At 38.5% G+C, this 17171-nt stretch carries 15 protein-coding genes; 10 read left to right on the top strand and 5 right to left on the bottom strand.

The features are described from left to right. Position 1: 1 nt before the first annotated feature. The 3 genes from HT99x_RS00550 to HT99x_RS00540 form a co-directional block, all read right to left on the bottom strand. The gene (locus HT99x_RS00550; protein WP_075067584.1) at positions 2–763 is read right to left on the bottom strand and encodes an ABC transporter permease; all 762 of its coding nucleotides are present in this window, start codon (positions 761–763) and stop codon (positions 2–4) included. Continuing rightward, on the bottom strand, positions 760–1707 hold the full coding sequence (locus HT99x_RS00545) for an ATP-binding cassette domain-containing protein (protein ID WP_075067583.1): 948 nt from the start codon (positions 1705–1707) through the stop codon (positions 760–762). The genes HT99x_RS00550 and HT99x_RS00545 overlap by 4 nt, the downstream gene beginning before the upstream one ends. A gap of 104 nt (positions 1708–1811) precedes the next feature. Then, positions 1812–2765, bottom strand: a complete 954-nt coding sequence (locus tag HT99x_RS00540; protein WP_075067582.1) for a MerR family transcriptional regulator — start codon at positions 2763–2765, stop codon at positions 1812–1814. 113 nt (positions 2766–2878) lie between these two features. Between HT99x_RS00540 and HT99x_RS00535 the strand changes: the two genes are divergently transcribed. Then, positions 2879–3640: a methyltransferase domain-containing protein gene (locus HT99x_RS00535; RefSeq protein ID WP_075067581.1), complete on the top strand. Its 762-nt coding sequence runs from the start codon at positions 2879–2881 to the stop codon at positions 3638–3640. 174 nt (positions 3641–3814) lie between these two features. Further along, positions 3815–4579 carry a cell division protein ZapB gene (locus tag HT99x_RS00530; protein ID WP_075067580.1) on the top strand — a complete coding sequence of 255 codons (765 nt, stop codon included), beginning with the start codon at positions 3815–3817 and terminating at the stop codon, positions 4577–4579. 40 nt (positions 4580–4619) lie between these two features. Here the strand turns inward: HT99x_RS00530 and HT99x_RS00525 are convergent, their stop codons facing one another. Beyond that, entirely contained in the window at positions 4620–5942 is a 1323-nt protein-coding gene (locus tag HT99x_RS00525; RefSeq protein ID WP_075067579.1) for a YoaK family protein, read from the bottom strand. Positions 5943–6148: 206 nt separating this feature from the next. Here HT99x_RS00525 and HT99x_RS00520 point away from each other — a divergent pair, with 206 nt between their 5' ends. After that, positions 6149–6394: a hypothetical protein gene (locus HT99x_RS00520; protein ID WP_075067578.1), complete on the top strand. Its 246-nt coding sequence runs from the start codon at positions 6149–6151 to the stop codon at positions 6392–6394. Positions 6395–6693: 299 nt separating this feature from the next. Beyond that, complete coding sequence (locus tag HT99x_RS00515; protein WP_075067577.1) at positions 6694–8463, top strand: ATP-binding cassette domain-containing protein; 1770 nt, start codon at positions 6694–6696, stop codon at positions 8461–8463. A gap of 111 nt (positions 8464–8574) precedes the next feature. On the opposite strand, the gene HT99x_RS00510 is transcribed toward HT99x_RS00515, so the two are convergent. Then, entirely contained in the window at positions 8575–8766 is a 192-nt protein-coding gene (locus HT99x_RS00510) for a hypothetical protein (RefSeq protein WP_075067576.1), read from the bottom strand. Positions 8767–8913: 147 nt separating this feature from the next. Between HT99x_RS00510 and HT99x_RS00505 the strand changes: the two genes are divergently transcribed. From HT99x_RS00505 to HT99x_RS00480, 6 genes are all read left to right on the top strand, one after another. Further along, complete coding sequence (locus HT99x_RS00505; RefSeq protein ID WP_075067575.1) at positions 8914–9261, top strand: hypothetical protein; 348 nt, start codon at positions 8914–8916, stop codon at positions 9259–9261. Positions 9262–9446: 185 nt separating this feature from the next. Next, complete coding sequence (locus HT99x_RS00500; protein WP_075067574.1) at positions 9447–10805, top strand: hypothetical protein; 1359 nt, start codon at positions 9447–9449, stop codon at positions 10803–10805. A 101-nt stretch (positions 10806–10906) separates the two neighbouring features. Beyond that, positions 10907–11647 carry a L,D-transpeptidase family protein gene (locus HT99x_RS00495; protein ID WP_158003426.1) on the top strand — a complete coding sequence of 247 codons (741 nt, stop codon included), beginning with the start codon at positions 10907–10909 and terminating at the stop codon, positions 11645–11647. 233 nt (positions 11648–11880) lie between these two features. Next, positions 11881–12768 carry a hypothetical protein gene (locus tag HT99x_RS00490; RefSeq protein ID WP_075067572.1) on the top strand — a complete coding sequence of 296 codons (888 nt, stop codon included), beginning with the start codon at positions 11881–11883 and terminating at the stop codon, positions 12766–12768. A gap of 110 nt (positions 12769–12878) precedes the next feature. Beyond that, complete coding sequence (locus tag HT99x_RS00485; protein ID WP_075067571.1) at positions 12879–13844, top strand: efflux RND transporter periplasmic adaptor subunit; 966 nt, start codon at positions 12879–12881, stop codon at positions 13842–13844. Between the two features lie 12 nt (positions 13845–13856). Next, positions 13857–17012, top strand: a complete 3156-nt coding sequence (locus HT99x_RS00480) for a CusA/CzcA family heavy metal efflux RND transporter (RefSeq protein WP_075067570.1) — start codon at positions 13857–13859, stop codon at positions 17010–17012. The last annotated feature ends 159 nt before the right edge of the window (positions 17013–17171 follow it).

Here is a 17171-nt window from a genome sequence, read left to right as displayed (position 1 = left end):
GTTAACTCTTCAGCCGATAACCTGTTTTGAATATCCAATATAAAATAGCTAAACACGCGATTAGAAATAAGCTAATCATAATTAAGCTTATCTCAATATTGAGATCGGCTGAACCATAAAAGCTCCAACGAAAGCCGCTGATTAAATACACCACCGGATTAATTAAAGATACCTTTTGCCAAAAAGGAGGGAGCATTTTAATAGAGTAAAAACTGCCTCCCAAAAAAGATAAAGGCATAATGATGAGTAAAGGAATATTTTGCAGCTGTTGAAAGCCATTGGCCCATACGCCAATAATGAAACCCAGTAAACTAAAAGAAATAGCCGTTAATATTAAAAAGCCAAGCATATAAAACGGATGGACAATGTTGATATCAACAAAAAAACTTGAGGTTAATAAAATAATAAGACCGACCATGATGGATTTGCTTGCTGCTGCACCCACATAGCCTAAAATAATTTCCACAAAAGAAATGGGAGCAGATAATACTTCGTAAATAGTGCCTGTAAAACGCGGGAAATAAATACCGAAGGCCGCATTGGATACGCTTTCTGAGAGTACCGTTAACATCATAAGGCCAGGTACAATATATGCCCCATAAGCAATGCCATCTATATTAGCGATTTGATTGCCCAAAGCTGAACCAAACACAATAAAATATAATACGGTAAGTAAAACCGGAGCCGCAATACTTTGCCCGATGGTTCTGAAAGTTCTAGCCATTTCAAATTGATAAATAGACAGGACGCCTCGATAGTTCATGTTTCACTCGTTATTTGAACAAAGATATCTTCTAAAGATGTTTGTGTGGTACTCAAATCATAAAAATGAATACCCTGTGCATTTAAGCTATTAATCAATTCCACAATATGATTATCATTTTTCTGTGCATCAAATGTATACATCAAGGTGAGTCCTTCATCCATTAACTTAAGATTAAAGGAAGACAACCCTTCGGGGATTATGGTCAGCGCATGCTTGAGTTGCAAATGAAGCTGCTTCTTGCCTAATTTTTTCATCAACTGCTTTTTTTCATCAGTCAATACAAGCTCACCTTGATGAATAATACCAATTCGATCAGCCATCTCTTCGGCTTCTTCAATATAGTGTGTTGTTAAAATGATAGTGACGCCAGATGCTTTTAATTGATGAACCAATCCCCACAGCGCTCTTCGCAACTCAACATCGACACCTGCCGTTGGCTCATCTAAGAATAAAATTTCAGGTTCATGTGCAAGCGCTTTTGCAATCATAAGCCTTCTTTTCATTCCACCAGAAAGTGTCATTATTTTTTCTTTACGCTTTTCCCACAAAAATAATGATTTTAATAATTTTTCAATATATTCTGGATTTCTTGGTTTGCCAAATAAGCTTCTGCTATGGTTAACCGTATCCCAAACCGTTTCAAAAGACTCTGTTGCTATCTCTTGGGGCACCAATCCAATTAAGGAACGCGTTTTTCGATAATCTGCCAGAATGTCATACCCTTTGACATAAATGTCTCCATTGGTACGATTAACGATCCCACAAATAATGCTAATTAAGGTTGTTTTACCTGCGCCATTGGGCCCAAGTAGTGCAAAAATTTCTCCCTTATTTATCTCGAGATGAATATTTTTTAAGGCATGCAACCCACTCGCATACGTCTTATTCAGGTTGGTAATTGACAGTATGGCCGAAGCATGGTTTTGAGACGTATTGCTCACGGTCTATGTTCCTCAAAAGAAATGATTAGAACATTTATAGCATGATAATGAAGTGCTGTCGCTTAGATTTAAGAGGCATCAAGTACGACTTGACACCCCTAATATCACAAAGCTACTTTTGAGTATTTTTTAAGCCAACTTTTAATCAATTGGCTTGTCGTATTCGCCTGCATGATTTCATCAATAATCTCATTTTGAGGATTTGGCTCATCGCCGTGCATATCCATCAGCAACTCATCCCATTGCTTTATTAGTGTTAGATGAGGAAGTGTTTCAATTTGCTTGAGCAGCTGCAGAATACGGTCTCGATAGTATGCTGAAATTGCTTTATCAAGCCAGATAGAACCCTCTACAGATAAGCCATTGGTTTCTTCAGCTTGCCCACTTTTTAACCCCTTTTCCCAAATTGCGTTTCGTAGTGCAACATGCTTTTTACCGTAATAAGCATTGACCCAGTCCATGCAACGTTTGCCCAAAGCGATACCAATCTCGCTATTAGGGTCATTATGTAGATTGGTTTTGATTTCAAATATGATATCAGCCCATTGCTGCTCAAACGATTGTATTTCAGAAATCGTCAATCGTTTGTTTAATTCATGCTCAAAAATTGCATATTCTTTTAATTCAACTGGCGTTAATATCTTGCCTACCCATGTTTGTTCGAGTTGCTGTGTCATACGATATACCTCAATTAATTGAATCATTTTTTCCCAAGGAATAGACTCATCTTGACCACAATTTACAAGAATATTTTTTAGTGTTTGACTTGCCTCAAATAATGCAGTTGCTTTTTGTTCCAGTAATTTTGATTGAACGGAAAAATGTTCCATCATGCCAACATCTGTACTGAGTAACGTTTTAATTTGTGCCAATTCAAAACCAAAGAATTTTAATGCGATAATTCTCTGTAGTGTTAACAAGTCTTTCTCAGAGTACAAACGATACCCATTGGCAAGTCTAAGAGAGGGTTTAAGCAAACCAATGCGATCGTAATGATGCAATGTTTGCACCGACACCTGCGTCAATTTGCTTAACTCTTTTACATACCACCGGGACATTATTTTTCCTCTTGGTTTAAGATAGGGTATATAGTAACTATAAGGTCAATGGATTTTTAAGAATATTATATATGTTAGTAAAATTTCATAATTCTGAATGCATGGAACAATGAATGAGTGAGAAAGAGCAATATAAACAAGAAGCAAACGAAGTCGCTCAATCCTATAATGCTTTTGGTAAAGCTTATCATGAATCGAGAACTGGTAAAGGGCGGTTATTTAACGAATATCTAGAAGTACCAGCAACTTTAGCTTTATTGAATGAGGATCTGGCTGGCAAAACGCTATTAGACGCCGGCTGCGGTTCGGGCATTTATGCGACACGGTTAGCTCAAAGAGGGGCTAGGGTGATTGGCATTGATATTAGCGAGACGATGATTAATATTGCCAAGAACGAAAAACCTGCTGAATTAGATATTACTTACCACTTGGGTAATCTTTATGAAACCCATCTATCAGAAAATAGCATTGATTATATTATATGCAATTATGTTTTAGAGAATATACACAACCTCAGCGCTGTTTTTAATGAATATTATCGGATCTTAAAACCACAGGGAGAATGCTTATTTTCTATTTCACATCCACTGCGCGCTCATGCGATTAAAGAAAGCAAAAATAACATAGATACATGGATACTTGAAAATTATTATGACAAAGGCGAACGAATTTCTGATTTGGGGGAAGGTTTAAAAGTCAAAAAATATAAGCGTACAATTTCTGATTACCTGAATGCTGGCATGACGTCTGGTTTCTTAATCAATCATTTTGCAGAGCCTCAACCTATTCCTGAAGGAAAAGTAAGTGATGCCAATGCTTATGAAATGGCGATGAGATTACCACAATTACTACTAGTTAAAATGATTAAACTTTAAAACAAGGAGCGGATATGAATTACAAAGAAGAGGTAACATCCTTTTTGGTTTAACCAAAGCACAAGCTAACAGCATGATGAAAGTTTTGCCGCATAGAGGGTGAGACTTTCTATAAATAATTTGAAATAGGCAATAAAGCTTCTATAATGCAACTCCGTTATTAGGAGGATAATCATGCCAACTGAAAATAAACCTGTCTTTTTCGCTGCATGGACAATAAACTCAAGCCAAGACACTATCCAAAAGGGTGAACATACAATCGATAAAAGTTCCTCTACTTCTTCACATGTTGAGGGTCTTCGAAATATTGTACTGTCATTTAATAATGATATTAAAGGCATGAAAAAAAGAGATACATTAATCATTACAGATTGCCATCTTCCTCAAGACTGGCCAAACAAAATAATTACTTTAATTGAAAGGAATCCCGAGGCAACTTTTGTCACTTTTCCTAAAGACCTATTAAGCTCAAAAGAACAGAAACGCTTAGATGCCATTTTAAAACCTCGCCGAGAACAAGTAAAACAAGAACTAAAAGCAAAAGAAGACCAGAAAGCTATTGATAATGAGCGTCTAAAACAATTAGAGCAAGACAGAGCATCGTCAAGAAATCGCTATCTCATCGCTGGCGCACTGTTTGGCCTCGGTATCAGTTATGCTATTTTCCCCGTCTTTTTATCTTTAACAACTTTTTTTGTTTGTGCCGCAGGAATGGGTTTCGGTTTTATTGCCTCAATGTTAAGAACATCCGAAACACCAGTTTCACAACCTTCAACCAGTAGCACTGCAACAACCGTTGCAGCGGATGCGATTAAGGCAACCATGCCACCAACAACCTCATCTAGCTATTTGGTTAATCATGCAAAACGTGATAATCACAAAAATACGACCGATAGTGAACTTGAATCGACTCGTCAATTTATCGCAAAGCTAAGATAATGGATATGCGCCAACTTGCGTTGGCGCTTTCCAAAGTTGATTATCGATGACGAGGTTTAACCACCTGTCTTTTAGCCGGCGTCATCGCCACCTGATTTTTTGTTTGCTTTTTATGCAAATTCAAGTAATGAGGATCATTCTTACTGATATTTCGCTCATGAGAAGGTGCGCCACCAACAGAAACCCTCTTTGACAAAGGGGTGCTTGGTTTATTCTCTCTCATTTTATTTACCAACGTCGACAGCATATAGGTTGCTAAAAAACCAGCTAACAAGCCTAAGAATGCGAAGCTTGTTGCAAATAGCCCCGTTGCAAGACTAATACCAGCATACACAATAACACCAGTTAACATGCTTAATTTAATCGGATGCTGAATAACCAAAGAGTTTTCAACATCCTGATGTAATTTGTCAGCATTTTCCATTTTGGCCGTAAGGCGACTTTTCATAAACTCATGAAAATGCTCTCTCATCAATTTAGCACGATTGGCTGCATCTTTATGGACCAGGCCCTTTTCTTTAAGTAAAAGATACCACAATCCCTGAAGCACAGAGAGTGGGCTAAAGATAGCACAATTCATATTTTGGGTTTGTGTATCCAATTGATACCGCGGTTTTTTATTTTGTGTGATTTTATTAATTAAATTTTGATGTGCTACTGAACCTTGAGGACAACGCAGTAACGCCCGAATATCAGCATGATTAATCGTGCTTGGTTTGACATCATAAATGGCAATTTGATTGTGTAAACCATCTCCGACAATCAAATGATTTTTATGAAATATAACCCCAATCACATGATCGATGTCGCCTTGCCACCCAGAATTCACATATGTTGTTTTACCGCTTATTATTTGTTCAAAAATGGCTTGTGAATTAAAAACAGATTCACAAAAATAGTTTTCTAATGATTGTGTTAATAACTGTTTTGTTCTTTGAAAAATGGCTGCGTCTATTTTCTTATTTTTATCTTGATAATAAGCTTTTAAGCCTTGCTTGATAAGGCCAATTCCGTATGTTGGAAGTGAGACTGATCTCGAAATCGAACATTCTACCGTTGTGTTATCAGCAAGTCTCTTTTGGGTTTTCAATACTTTATTATGAGCAAGAAATAAACTGTAGGATTGCAAAAGGTCATGTCGCTCTGCGAATGACTGATTAGCCTTGTATTTTAATAAGAGCTGAATGCACTCTTTACGATTGAGCATTTTAGCGACCGAAAGCGCAGGGATATTTTTAATTTTATTGGGATCATATATTTTTAAATGCTGCTTTAAAGTAAGCAAATCATTTTGCCAAATGCTAACTAAGATTGCGCTTTCAGAGTTTGAGTACGAGGAGAATAGCCATTTTTGTTCTAACATGAAGAAAACTCTATGTGCAAAATAGAGCACTTTAACATAATATTTGGATTATTTGTGCGGTATTGTGTGAGTTTTTTCATGCTTGATACTGAATTTATATAGTATTTTTCATTAATTGGCATTCTCACTTCTTTTTCTCAACTATATTTTAAGAGAACCCATATTTTATAACGAGTAAATACACTTCATTTATCAGGAGATTAATAATGTTTAAAAACAAATTTATTTTTCTGTTCACGTTATGTTCACTAGCAATGAGCAGCACATTTGCAGCTAACAATCCCAACAATCCACCACCCCCTTCGATGGATAATATTGCAACACAAGCCTATCAGGCCTGTGAAGCGAGCAAAGAAGGTGCTGGCTGCATGTATATTAAAGATGATACTAAGTTCACGGGGACTTGCCAAAAACATGAAGGCAAGTTGCATTGTCGAACCATTAAAGATTAAAAACAGAAAATAGGTAATTTGTCGCAATACAAATTACCTATTTACGAAATCGAGTTTGTAGCGCTTCTGCCGTTGATAGGCTTAAAATCCACACTTATCCTCACTCGCTAGACAATGTTCATGTTTGTTGCTAGCATTGCAACTACAACTTATCAGGAGTTAATCCCATGAGAATTCTTATCAACCTTTAAAAGTATCACACCTATTTGTGGCTTAGTTGATAGTCATTGTTAATCAATACGAATAAACCCTTTTGTGTGATACCAATTCCCTTTGGACTTGTTACTCAAGAGGTTTATATGTACTTCGAACACTTTTTAAAAAATCCTTATTTCAGCTTAATTGCCGCAGTTTGGCATTATGGCGCTTCTATGCGTAAGGCCATTATCGGGTATTACATCGCTTATGTACTTGCGCAAGGCGCATTGAGCCTAAGCCCTTATGCTTTTGGTCGTGCTATTGATGTTTTGCAACACTTTGAAGCGCATCAATTAAATCAGGTTATTTATTGGCTGGTCTTTGGGGTTGCGGTATTGCTCATCTTCTGGGCCTTTCATGGACCGGCACGAGTGATAGAACGTAAAGTTGCACTTAAAATACAACAATCCTTAAGATCAAATCTGTATGAACAGCTCACGCATCTTCCGTTGAAATGGCACCATGACCATCACTCCGGCAATACGATTACTCGAATAAATCGTGCTTCAACCGCATTACATCGATTTGCTGAAAATCAATTTATCTACATCGAAACTATTGTTAGATTTGTCGCTTCTATCAGCTTTTTATTATGGATCTCTTTACCGGTTGGGCTAATCAGTTTGTTTTCATCAATGATCGTCATAGCCATCGTGTTTTTATTTGATAAAAGATTGATCCCGCTTTATGCGGCTGAAAACGATGTTGAAAACAAAGTAGGCGCTGTTATCTTTGATTACATTAGTAATATGACAACTGTGTTAACTTTGCGTTTAGGAGAATTAACCCATAATAATCTATTAACCCGAATGTCAATGATTTGGCCATTTTTTCATAAAGAAAATGTCTTAAATGAAATAAAATGGTTTACGATGATGAACTCGCTGTCTATCATTCAAGCGATTATTCTCATTACTTATATTGTACAAAACTTACATACCAACAACGCCATCATGATTGGTTTGGTTGTCATGATTTTCCGCTATCAATGGGAATTGAATAGTGTTTTTCAAGATTTAAGCTATCATTGTGGCGAAATTGTGCGCATGAATACGGACATCAGTAGCATCGACCCTATTTTAACGGATATTAAGCAATTAGCTCATTTACCCCAAGGTGCAAAAACAGCACGACTATGGCATACATTAGAGATTAATCATCTTACGTTTGCGCATGCTTCAACCCCAAGACAAGCGAAAATTTTTGACCAAATCGCTTTTAATATTAAACGCGGCGAAAAAATTGCTCTGATTGGCAAAAGTGGTGGCGGCAAAAGTACTTTATTAAACTTGCTGTGTAGTCTTTATACACCAAACCACGTTAGTTTAAAAATTGATGGCATTGATTTTGATACGCTTGAACCATTGCAAGCGATAACTACCTTAATACCTCAAGACCCAGAATTATTTGAAAATACCATTTTATTCAACATTACGATGGATTTGCCTGCATCTCACCGTGACATTCAACAAGTGGTTAAACTTGCGCGCTTTGGTAACGTTTTGGAAACATTGCCACAAGGGCTTGATACTGACATTCGTGAAAAAGGCTTAAACCTTTCTGTTGGGCAAAAGCAACGCCTCGCTTTAGCCAGAGGATTATTTGCTGCGCGATTTAGCTCACTACTATTAATGGATGAACCAACCAGTAGTGTTGATTTACCCACCGAAAAAGATATTCTATCGGGTGTTATTGAGGCATTTCCTGAAACTGCCATGCTAGTCTCTTTACATCGACTCCATTTACTCCCCAAATTCGATAGCATTATTATGTTAAGCGATGGAAAAGTGATAGCAAATGGTCCAACAACACAATTATTGAATACACCAGGTCCCGTACGCGATCTATGGTTATCTTACCTGCAAGAGTAAGTAACCTGTTTATCCGTAGTGACGTACCGCTGAACTTAGTGAAAAGGGCCCCATCAGTGATTTATGGTTATCTTATCAACAAGAATAAGTCTGTGGGGTTTCTCGCGATATTCACTTTGCTTTATAATGTTCATAAACACTAATGCTCAGTTTTCCTAAAATACCAATAATGAGGGGAGGTAATAACATAATCATCCAGCTATAAAGATCTTCATCATCCAAAAATAGCTCCCCAATAATGAATATCCAAATTATCGAGATAAAGGCCCAAAGTTTAGCAAGTGCTTTTTTCTGAATCATCATTTAAAGTACTTAACCCCTGCATTAAGGCTGTATGTGCGCCAATATATTCTGGGATCTGCTTATACATAACATAACATAACATATAGTATGCATTATTGTTTTTATTTTGTAAGATAGCTATAATTTTAAATTTAATTGGGAATAACAATGTCTCTCGATTTTATGCAATGCCAAGAAACGCTGCTAGCTCAACTCAAACGTACCAAACTTAAATGTGAAAAATTATCCCAAGGGGTAGAAAATCAAGAACGATATCTTAATGTCGCCGTCGTTCCTCATGTGGTTGAAAATCGTGTCAAAGCATCTACAGCCTACAAAGAAACTAAAGCACAAATTAAATTCATCGCTAACATTTCTGGTTTAGAAGCATTTTCTTGCGCTCTTGCAGTAAAACAAGGATTATTCTTTAGAATTTTCAGAGGAAGAATGAATAAGCATTTTACGGCCAAACTCGACGATCAAACCCTGCAAAGCAAAATTACCTTTAAAAAATAGCCTTAGAGAAAACTCTTGGCCAAAGCTATCCAAGGCATGCGGCGGCCATCCTCTACATCAACGATAATACACTCTTCTTTTCTACCAAAAATATTTTATGACAACGCAGCAATCACTTTGCCATTTCGTATTTCTTTGAACTAGCTTATGAAATAAGCACTCCTCATTAAACATTGAGGTAACAAATGGCAGCAGAAGGTCCACCCCCCGCCAAAAATGATGCGCCTGTGACACTGCAAACAGGTGCCAAAATGCCAGAGGCGCCAAATCCAACAGGCGCAACCCTTTCTGTTGCCCCGAGCATGCCGCCGCCAACAACAGAACAAGCACAAATAAAGGGAAATGAACCCCCTGTAGCCTCTATGACGGTTGCTATGGGAGGACCTCAAGCATCAACAACCGTAGACTTCACGAGCATACAGGAAACTGTAAAAGCGCAATACACCGCATTAAGTATGAATCCAAAAGGTATTCTAGGCGAAGGTTCTTTTAAACGTATTATTCAAGTAACCCCCGATTTAGCTGTTGCTGTCGTCAAAGAAGCAGGGCCTAAATCATTAGCGATGTTGAAGAGTGAATGTGAGAATTTAACGCTTTTATCCAAAGCGGGACTACCTGCGCTTACCGTTCATGGCAATATCTTTGATATTAATGGTAAAGATAAATACGCAGTACTCATGGAAGCGATCCCTAATCATACTTTTGTTGATGCTAAAGATCCCAAAACAATTAAAACCACACTTCCTTCGGTTTTGTTAGGTGTTGAAATGCCTTCGAATGAAGCATGGTTCTTCAAAAAAACACAAATCGAAAAGAACATTGCACAGAACTTAGCCAATCCAACCGCAGTTGCTGCAGCAAAAGATAAAGCCGGATTATTATATCGACAATTAGAAGACATTCGTGCCAAGCTGGAAAAAAATGAAATCGTTATCGTTGATTTACAACTTTTAATTGATTCTCGAGGCATGATCAAAATTATTGATCCACTTGAAGTGATGAAGCTTGGAGCCAAACCCGGCACTTATCTGACGCTTGATGGAAAACCGGCGGATACGGGTCCTCAATTTGAGCGCTCGATGCTCAGTACCCGTCAAATGCTGATGGATATGATCAAGTTTTGTCATACCGTTTCGGTAACTACCAATCCTTTGAAACTTCAAGCTTTAATTACGCCTCTGCTTGAAACAGGCTCTGCTCCTAGCTTTGATGATGAGCTGCCTGCACCCTCTTCTTTAAAGGGCAAAATGCCACCGAGCCTATTTCAATCGAGTCATCATTCAAGAGTAGGAGGCCCGGGATCTCATGCTAGTGCGGCAGGCGGTGGATATCGACCCAGTTCAAGGGCAGGACTTCACTTCTCATCCATGCCTCCTCCTATTCCTCTACCCGTCTCAGTCACTGCTGCTAACACACCACAACAAAATGCAGCGCCTAATCAGTCACAAACAGCAACGGGGACACGCGTCGCAGCCAAAGATGCCGATAATAAACCACCAATCCCACCTCCTAGCAAAGGAAGCCCCCCTCCTTCTCCGCGTTAATAACGATCACTTACCTGGATTTTTAACAGTCTTATTTTCAGGAACTTTTGAACACTTGATGTTGTCATTCAGGAAGTTTACATCGGAGTATGGAGTTTACTTTGAATAAATATCTAACTTGCCTGATAGGAACAACAGCCATTTTATTGTCTTTGCCATCTCATGCTTATTATGACGATGAAGACAGTTATTATGAAAATCGTTATGAGAATCGATATGAAAACCGGCACGAAAACCGGCAATATCGTTGGATTTGTGATCCCTACACCAATGTGTGCCATAAAGTTTATTACTCACCTTATAGCCACAACTGGCATAGTCATGTCAGAAAGAAGGTCGTCCCCGAACCTAAATTTGTGTTCAAAGAACCTCCAGCAAAAATAAAAGACAGCAATATTATTAATGTTAATTTAAGCCATGGCACCTGGGCCGCCTATGATTCTCAAGGGGAACTCGTGAATTCAGGGCGCGTTTCTGGGGGTAGAAGTTACTGCTCTGATATTAATAAAAAATGTAAAACGGCCACCGGTACTTTTAAGGTTTATGAGAAGCGAGGAGCTGGTTGCAAATCAAAGATTTTCCCGGTTGGTAAAGGTGGGGCCCCCATGCCCTATTGCATGTTTTTTCATCAAGGCTTTGCCATGCATGGCTCTAACGCCGTCCCCAATTATAATGCCAGTCACGGCTGCGTTAGAATGAAAGCAGAAGATGCAAAATGGCTGCATCAAAATTTTGTCAATGTGGGTACCACTCGTGTCAATGTCACTTATGAAAATACCCTACCCAAAGAGCAAGACAAAAAACTGCTCTCACAAACTGAGGTCAAAACAAAAACGAAGTAGGCTTGCTTTTATGTATCATCTAGCTAATGTTTGACTGCATTAGCTAAGATGGTCAGTAGGCTTTCTAGTATTTTTCCTGTAAGAAAAATCAAGTTTTGTGTCTCGTTATCGTGTAAGGAAATCCCCTAAAAAATATCTTTACGCATTCATTATCTATGATATGCTTCTCTTCATTTCTGCGGATCAAAAATTCGAATCGAACACCTTTTCAAACTATAGAGGGATATATCAAAATGTTACTTGGCGCAGAACAAACACTCATCACTAAACTTCATGAAAAACTAACCGCGTTATTGGATCAGTGCCAAAGGGCTGAAGAAGAGCATAAAGCTAAAATTTCGATTGCTCTTAAAAGCTTTAATATGTTTCACCCTAGCCAAATTTCTACGACGTATGAAAAGTCTCTTGAAGTCCAATTACTGTCTCTTAAGCTAGAGCAATATTCTGCGCATGTTAATGCGACATTAAAAATTAATACCTTTAATATCAATGATATTTTAAAAAGGTTTGAACAGCATACAGAAGGCTTAACGGCATTATTAAGCGATGTTTTAACGAATCAATCTCTATTACAATTTGCTCGCGATAAAGCGACAATCTGCTTGAAGCTTGCCGACGCTAAAGAAAAAATCAAAGCATGCAAGTTTAGTTTTGAAGCCCACAAAATGGATACTCCCCTTAGCGCTTGTGCAAATGACTCTCTTACGCTTAATATGAGTCTTCTGGCGTTATTAGGAAATATTCCCGATCTTTATAGTGATTTGTTTGAAAAAAAATCAAGCGAAGAAAAATTCCTTTGCGAATGCTATGAAAGTATTCATCTCGCTGAAAATGCGCTAGAAAAATGTCAACAATATCAATCTGTTCTTGAACAATTACCCGTATTAAACGAGACGCCACGTCAGATGCAAAAATCTTCCTCATCAAGTTCTGATCTTGATTGGGGATCTAGTTCTAGCGATTCAGTAGAGGATAATACTGGCAAACAGCCAAATAATCCTGCTATTTTGAATCAATATCAACAGGGAGTCGCTGCTAATCAAATGGACGATGTCAATTCTGCAATGGCTACTTTAGCTATTGATAATAGTAGCGAGAAACAACGTATCATCCCTAAATAACCTTTCTTACTTATTCGCTTTGTTCGTGAGAGGGCTCCCCTCTCACAAATCCCCTGACTTGCAAGCTAACTACGCACTATAATATAGGTATGAAAACAAGGAAGTTATTCATGCGAACAATAAAGTGCCTTGGCGTCTGGGCTACATGTCATTTTATGACTCATCATTTTTTCCCTGCGCCTGATTATCCATTCAGCTTTATTAACACTTCATTCGCAGCGGAGCACAGTGAATCCGGCTCAAAGCTCGATCAACCCCATGAAGAGCGCATAACCATTTCACCTGCCGCCGCAGAAGCGGCAGGTATTAAAACGGAAATCGCAGGACCTGCGCCAATCAGCGACAAGGTTAATCTGACAGGTCAAATTGTACTCAATGCCAATAAAACGGTTGATGTAAGAGCCAGGTTTCCCGGTGTTGTAAATGAAATTTTTACCAACGTCGGAGAATCGGTCAAGAAAGATCAATCGCTTATTAAAATTGAAAGCAACGGTACTTTAGAATCGTATAACATTAATGCACCACAAGATGGAATTATCATCACCCGCAACACCAATATCGGTGATGTAGCATTAGATAAACCTTTATTTACCATCTCTGATTTATCGACGATTTGGGCGAAATTTCATGTCTTCACAAAGGACATCTCTCAAATCAAAATCGGCGACCCTGTGATCGTTCAAACGTTAGATGAAAGGCAAAGTGCTAATGCAACGATCAATTTCTTATCTCCCACTGTTGATCCCGCAACCCAATCAGTTTTAGCAATTGCAGAACTTGCCAATAATCAAAATGCTTGGAAAGCAGGAATGATTATAAAAGGGAGTGTGCTTATTTCAAAAGTTGAAGTTCCACTCGCCGTTAAAACATCTGCTTTACAAAAGATTCGTGATAATACCGTTGTCTTCGCGAAGGAAGGCTCCTATTATGAAGCAAAAATTTTAACACTTGGCAGAAGTGATGGAGAATGGGTAGAAGTTCTCAATGGCATTAAACCGGGAACACCTTATGTCACTCAAAATAGCTTTGTCATCAAGTCAGAGCTTGAAAAGAGTGGGGTAGATCATGACCATTAATGAGCTGCTTAAATGCTAAAATCGATTGTCCATTTCTCTATTGTGCACCGTTGGTTAGTCTTATTGGGTATTTTAGCGTTATGCGGATTAGGTATATATCATTTCAAGCAATTTTCAATCGATGCTGTTCCTGATATTACCAATATCCAAGTACAGGTGAACACCGAAGCACCAGGGTACTCACCACTAGAAATTGAGCAACGAATTACATACCCTATAGAAACTGGATTAGCAGGCTTGCCTAAGCTTGATTATACGCGCTCAATCTCGCGCTATGGCCTTTCTCAAGTTACCGTGGTTTTTCAAGAAAAGACCGATATTTACTTTGCAAGGCAACTGATCACTGAAAGATTACAGCAACTCAAAACTGAATTACCCCCCAACATTGAGCCTACGCTTGGACCTATAGCAACGGGGCTTGGTGAAATCTTTATGTACGTCGTTGAAGCACAGCCTGGCGCCAAAAAATCGGATGGTACTTCTTACACACCGATGGATTTACGAACCTTACAAGATTGGGTCATTCGTCCCCAGCTGCGTAATATTAAGGGCGTGATTGAGGTAAATACCATTGGTGGCTATGAAAAACAGTTACACATCCTTCCTGATCTGAATAAATTGCTTGCTTATGATTTGACTATATCTGAGGTTATCGCCGCACTAGAAAAAAATAACAACAACATTGGTGCGGGGTACATTGAAAAAAATGGTGAACAATACCTTATTCGAGTTCCAGGGCAGGTAAAAAATATCGAAGATATCAAAAATATTCCGATCGCTAATCGTGATGAAATTACCATTAAAATTAGTGACATTTCCACGGTTGAACTTGGGTATCCCCTGAGAACAGGAGCTGCGACCCAAAATGCAAATGAGATTGTTCTTGGAACAGTCATGATGTTAATCGGTGAAAATAGCAAAGAAGTTGCAACTAGCGTAGCGAATAAGCTTAAGCAAATTAATCAAAATTTACCGAAGGGCGTCGTTGCCAAGGAAGTGTATAACCGTAAATTCTTGGTAGACAAAACGATTGCAACCGTGACTAAAAATCTAGTTGAAGGAGCAATGCTGGTTATTGTTATTTTATCTTTGCTGCTTGGAAACATAAGAGCTGCATTAATCACTGCCGCCGTTATTCCCATTTCAATGCTGATGACGATTACTGGCATGGTAGCCAACAAAGTTTCTGGCAATCTGATGAGTCTTGGCGCATTAGATTTTGGATTAATTGTCGATGGCGCCGTTATTATCGTTGAAAACTGTCTACGGCGCATCAGTGCTGCACAAAAAGAACGAGCTATACCACTTAGCAAAGAAGAGCGGTTTCATTTAGTTTCTTCCGCCAGTGCAGAGGTTATCAAACCCAGTATCTTTGGTATTATTATTATCACTGTCGTTTATTTACCTATTTTTTCACTAACCGGCATTGAGGGGAAAATGTTCCACCCAATGGCATTCACGGTTGTTATTGCCCTTATTTCTTCTCTTATCTTATGTCTGACTTTTGTTCCTGCAAGTGTTGCATTATTCATGAACGGGCGAGTCAGCGAAGAAGAAAATATTATCATTAGAAAGTTTAAAACTTTATATTCACCTATTTTAAAATGGACTTTGAAATACCCATTAGCCATTATTGCCTCTTCATTATTGATTGTCATCATCAGCATTTTTACCTTTTTGAGCTTAGGCAGAGAGTTTATGCCTAACTTGGAGGAAGGCGATATTGCTTTACATGCTATGCGGATCCCAGGCACCAGTTTGTCTCAGTCGATACAAATGCAAGCACAGGTAGAAACCGCTATACAGAAAATACCTGAAGTGAAGGAAACCTTTGCAAAAATTGGCACCCCAGACATTGCAACCGACCCAATGCCACCCAACGTTGCCGATACCTATGTCATGCTAAAACCACGTGCACAATGGCTAAATCCTAAAAAAACGCAAGCCGACTTAGTTAAAGAAATAGAAGCGGCTCTTAAAGAAGTGCCTGGCAATAATTATGAGTTTTCACAACCTATTCAGATGCGCTTTAATGAGCTTATCTCTGGCGTAAGAAGCGATTTAGCAGTGAAGATTTTTGGAGATGATCCCGAAATTCTTTCACAACTTGCAAATGAAGTTGAATCCTTACTCAAAGTAACGCAAGGAGCGAAGGATATTAAGATCGAACAAACAACGGGTTTACCGCTTCTGAATATCACCCCTAATCAAATGGCACTTAAGCAATTTGGTTTAGATTTAGCGACCGTGCAAGATGTCGTCAGCACGGCAATGAACGGTAAAGTTGCTGGCAAAATATTTGAAGGCGATAAACGATTTGATTTGATTGTAAAATTACCTGATTACTTACGATCGGATTTAAATGCGCTAGAGCTTTTGACCATTCCATTGCCTTATAAAACCGATACCAATCAACCCGATCGCATCCCGCTTAAAGAAGTAGCCGATATTACGATTAGCTATGGACCCAATCAAATTAGTCGAGAAAATGGTAAACGCAAAATTATCGTTTCTGCCAATGTTCGCGATAGAGATTTAGGCAGCTTTGTAAAGGAAGTGCAATCTCTAGCAAAATCTAACATTAAATTACCTACCGGTTACTGGATTGAGTATGGTGGCACCTTTGAACAGCTAATTTCAGCGCAAAATCGCCTAATGATTGTCGTACCTATCGCTCTCTTATTAGTATTCATTCTTTTATTTGTCGCTTTCGATTCAGTATTAATTTCACTCATTATTTTTACGGGTGTTCCTCTGGCACTCACCGGTGGTGTTGCTGGGCTTTGGCTCAGAAATATGCCATTCTCCATTTCAGCTGGCGTAGGATTTATTGCGCTTTCTGGTATAGCGGTATTAAATGGGCTTGTTATGGTCGCCTTTATTAAAAAATTACAAGCACAAGGATATACGCTGGATGAAGCGATTATTGAGGGGGCCCTTACCCGAACAAGAGCCATTCTGATGACAGCTTTAGTCGCCAGCCTAGGCTTTTTGCCTATGGCTATCAATGTGGGGGCAGGTTCAGAAATTCAAAAACCTCTTGCAACGGTTGTTATTGGTGGGATTGTTTCTTCTACGATATTAACACTACTGGTACTCCCAGCAATTTATAAAATCTTTAATAAAAAGATAACGTTCTCTCCTAAAGAGAAAAAGCTTATCGCCTGAAGCCAAAATCTATTTTATATTCGAACTTTTGGCCTATATTAATGACAGCGCAATAGTATACAACCGTGTTGCTACAAATATTAGAAAGTATTGCAGTTGGCCAACTCTTTCTGATAGTATTCGCTTCCAATGATAGGTCGTTTTCAATTTTACTGGCTT

The organism is Candidatus Berkiella aquae (assembly GCF_001431295.2).
GTDB lineage: Bacteria > Pseudomonadota > Gammaproteobacteria > Berkiellales > Berkiellaceae > Berkiella > Berkiella aquae.
This window is presented reverse-complemented; position numbering and strand designations above follow the sequence as displayed.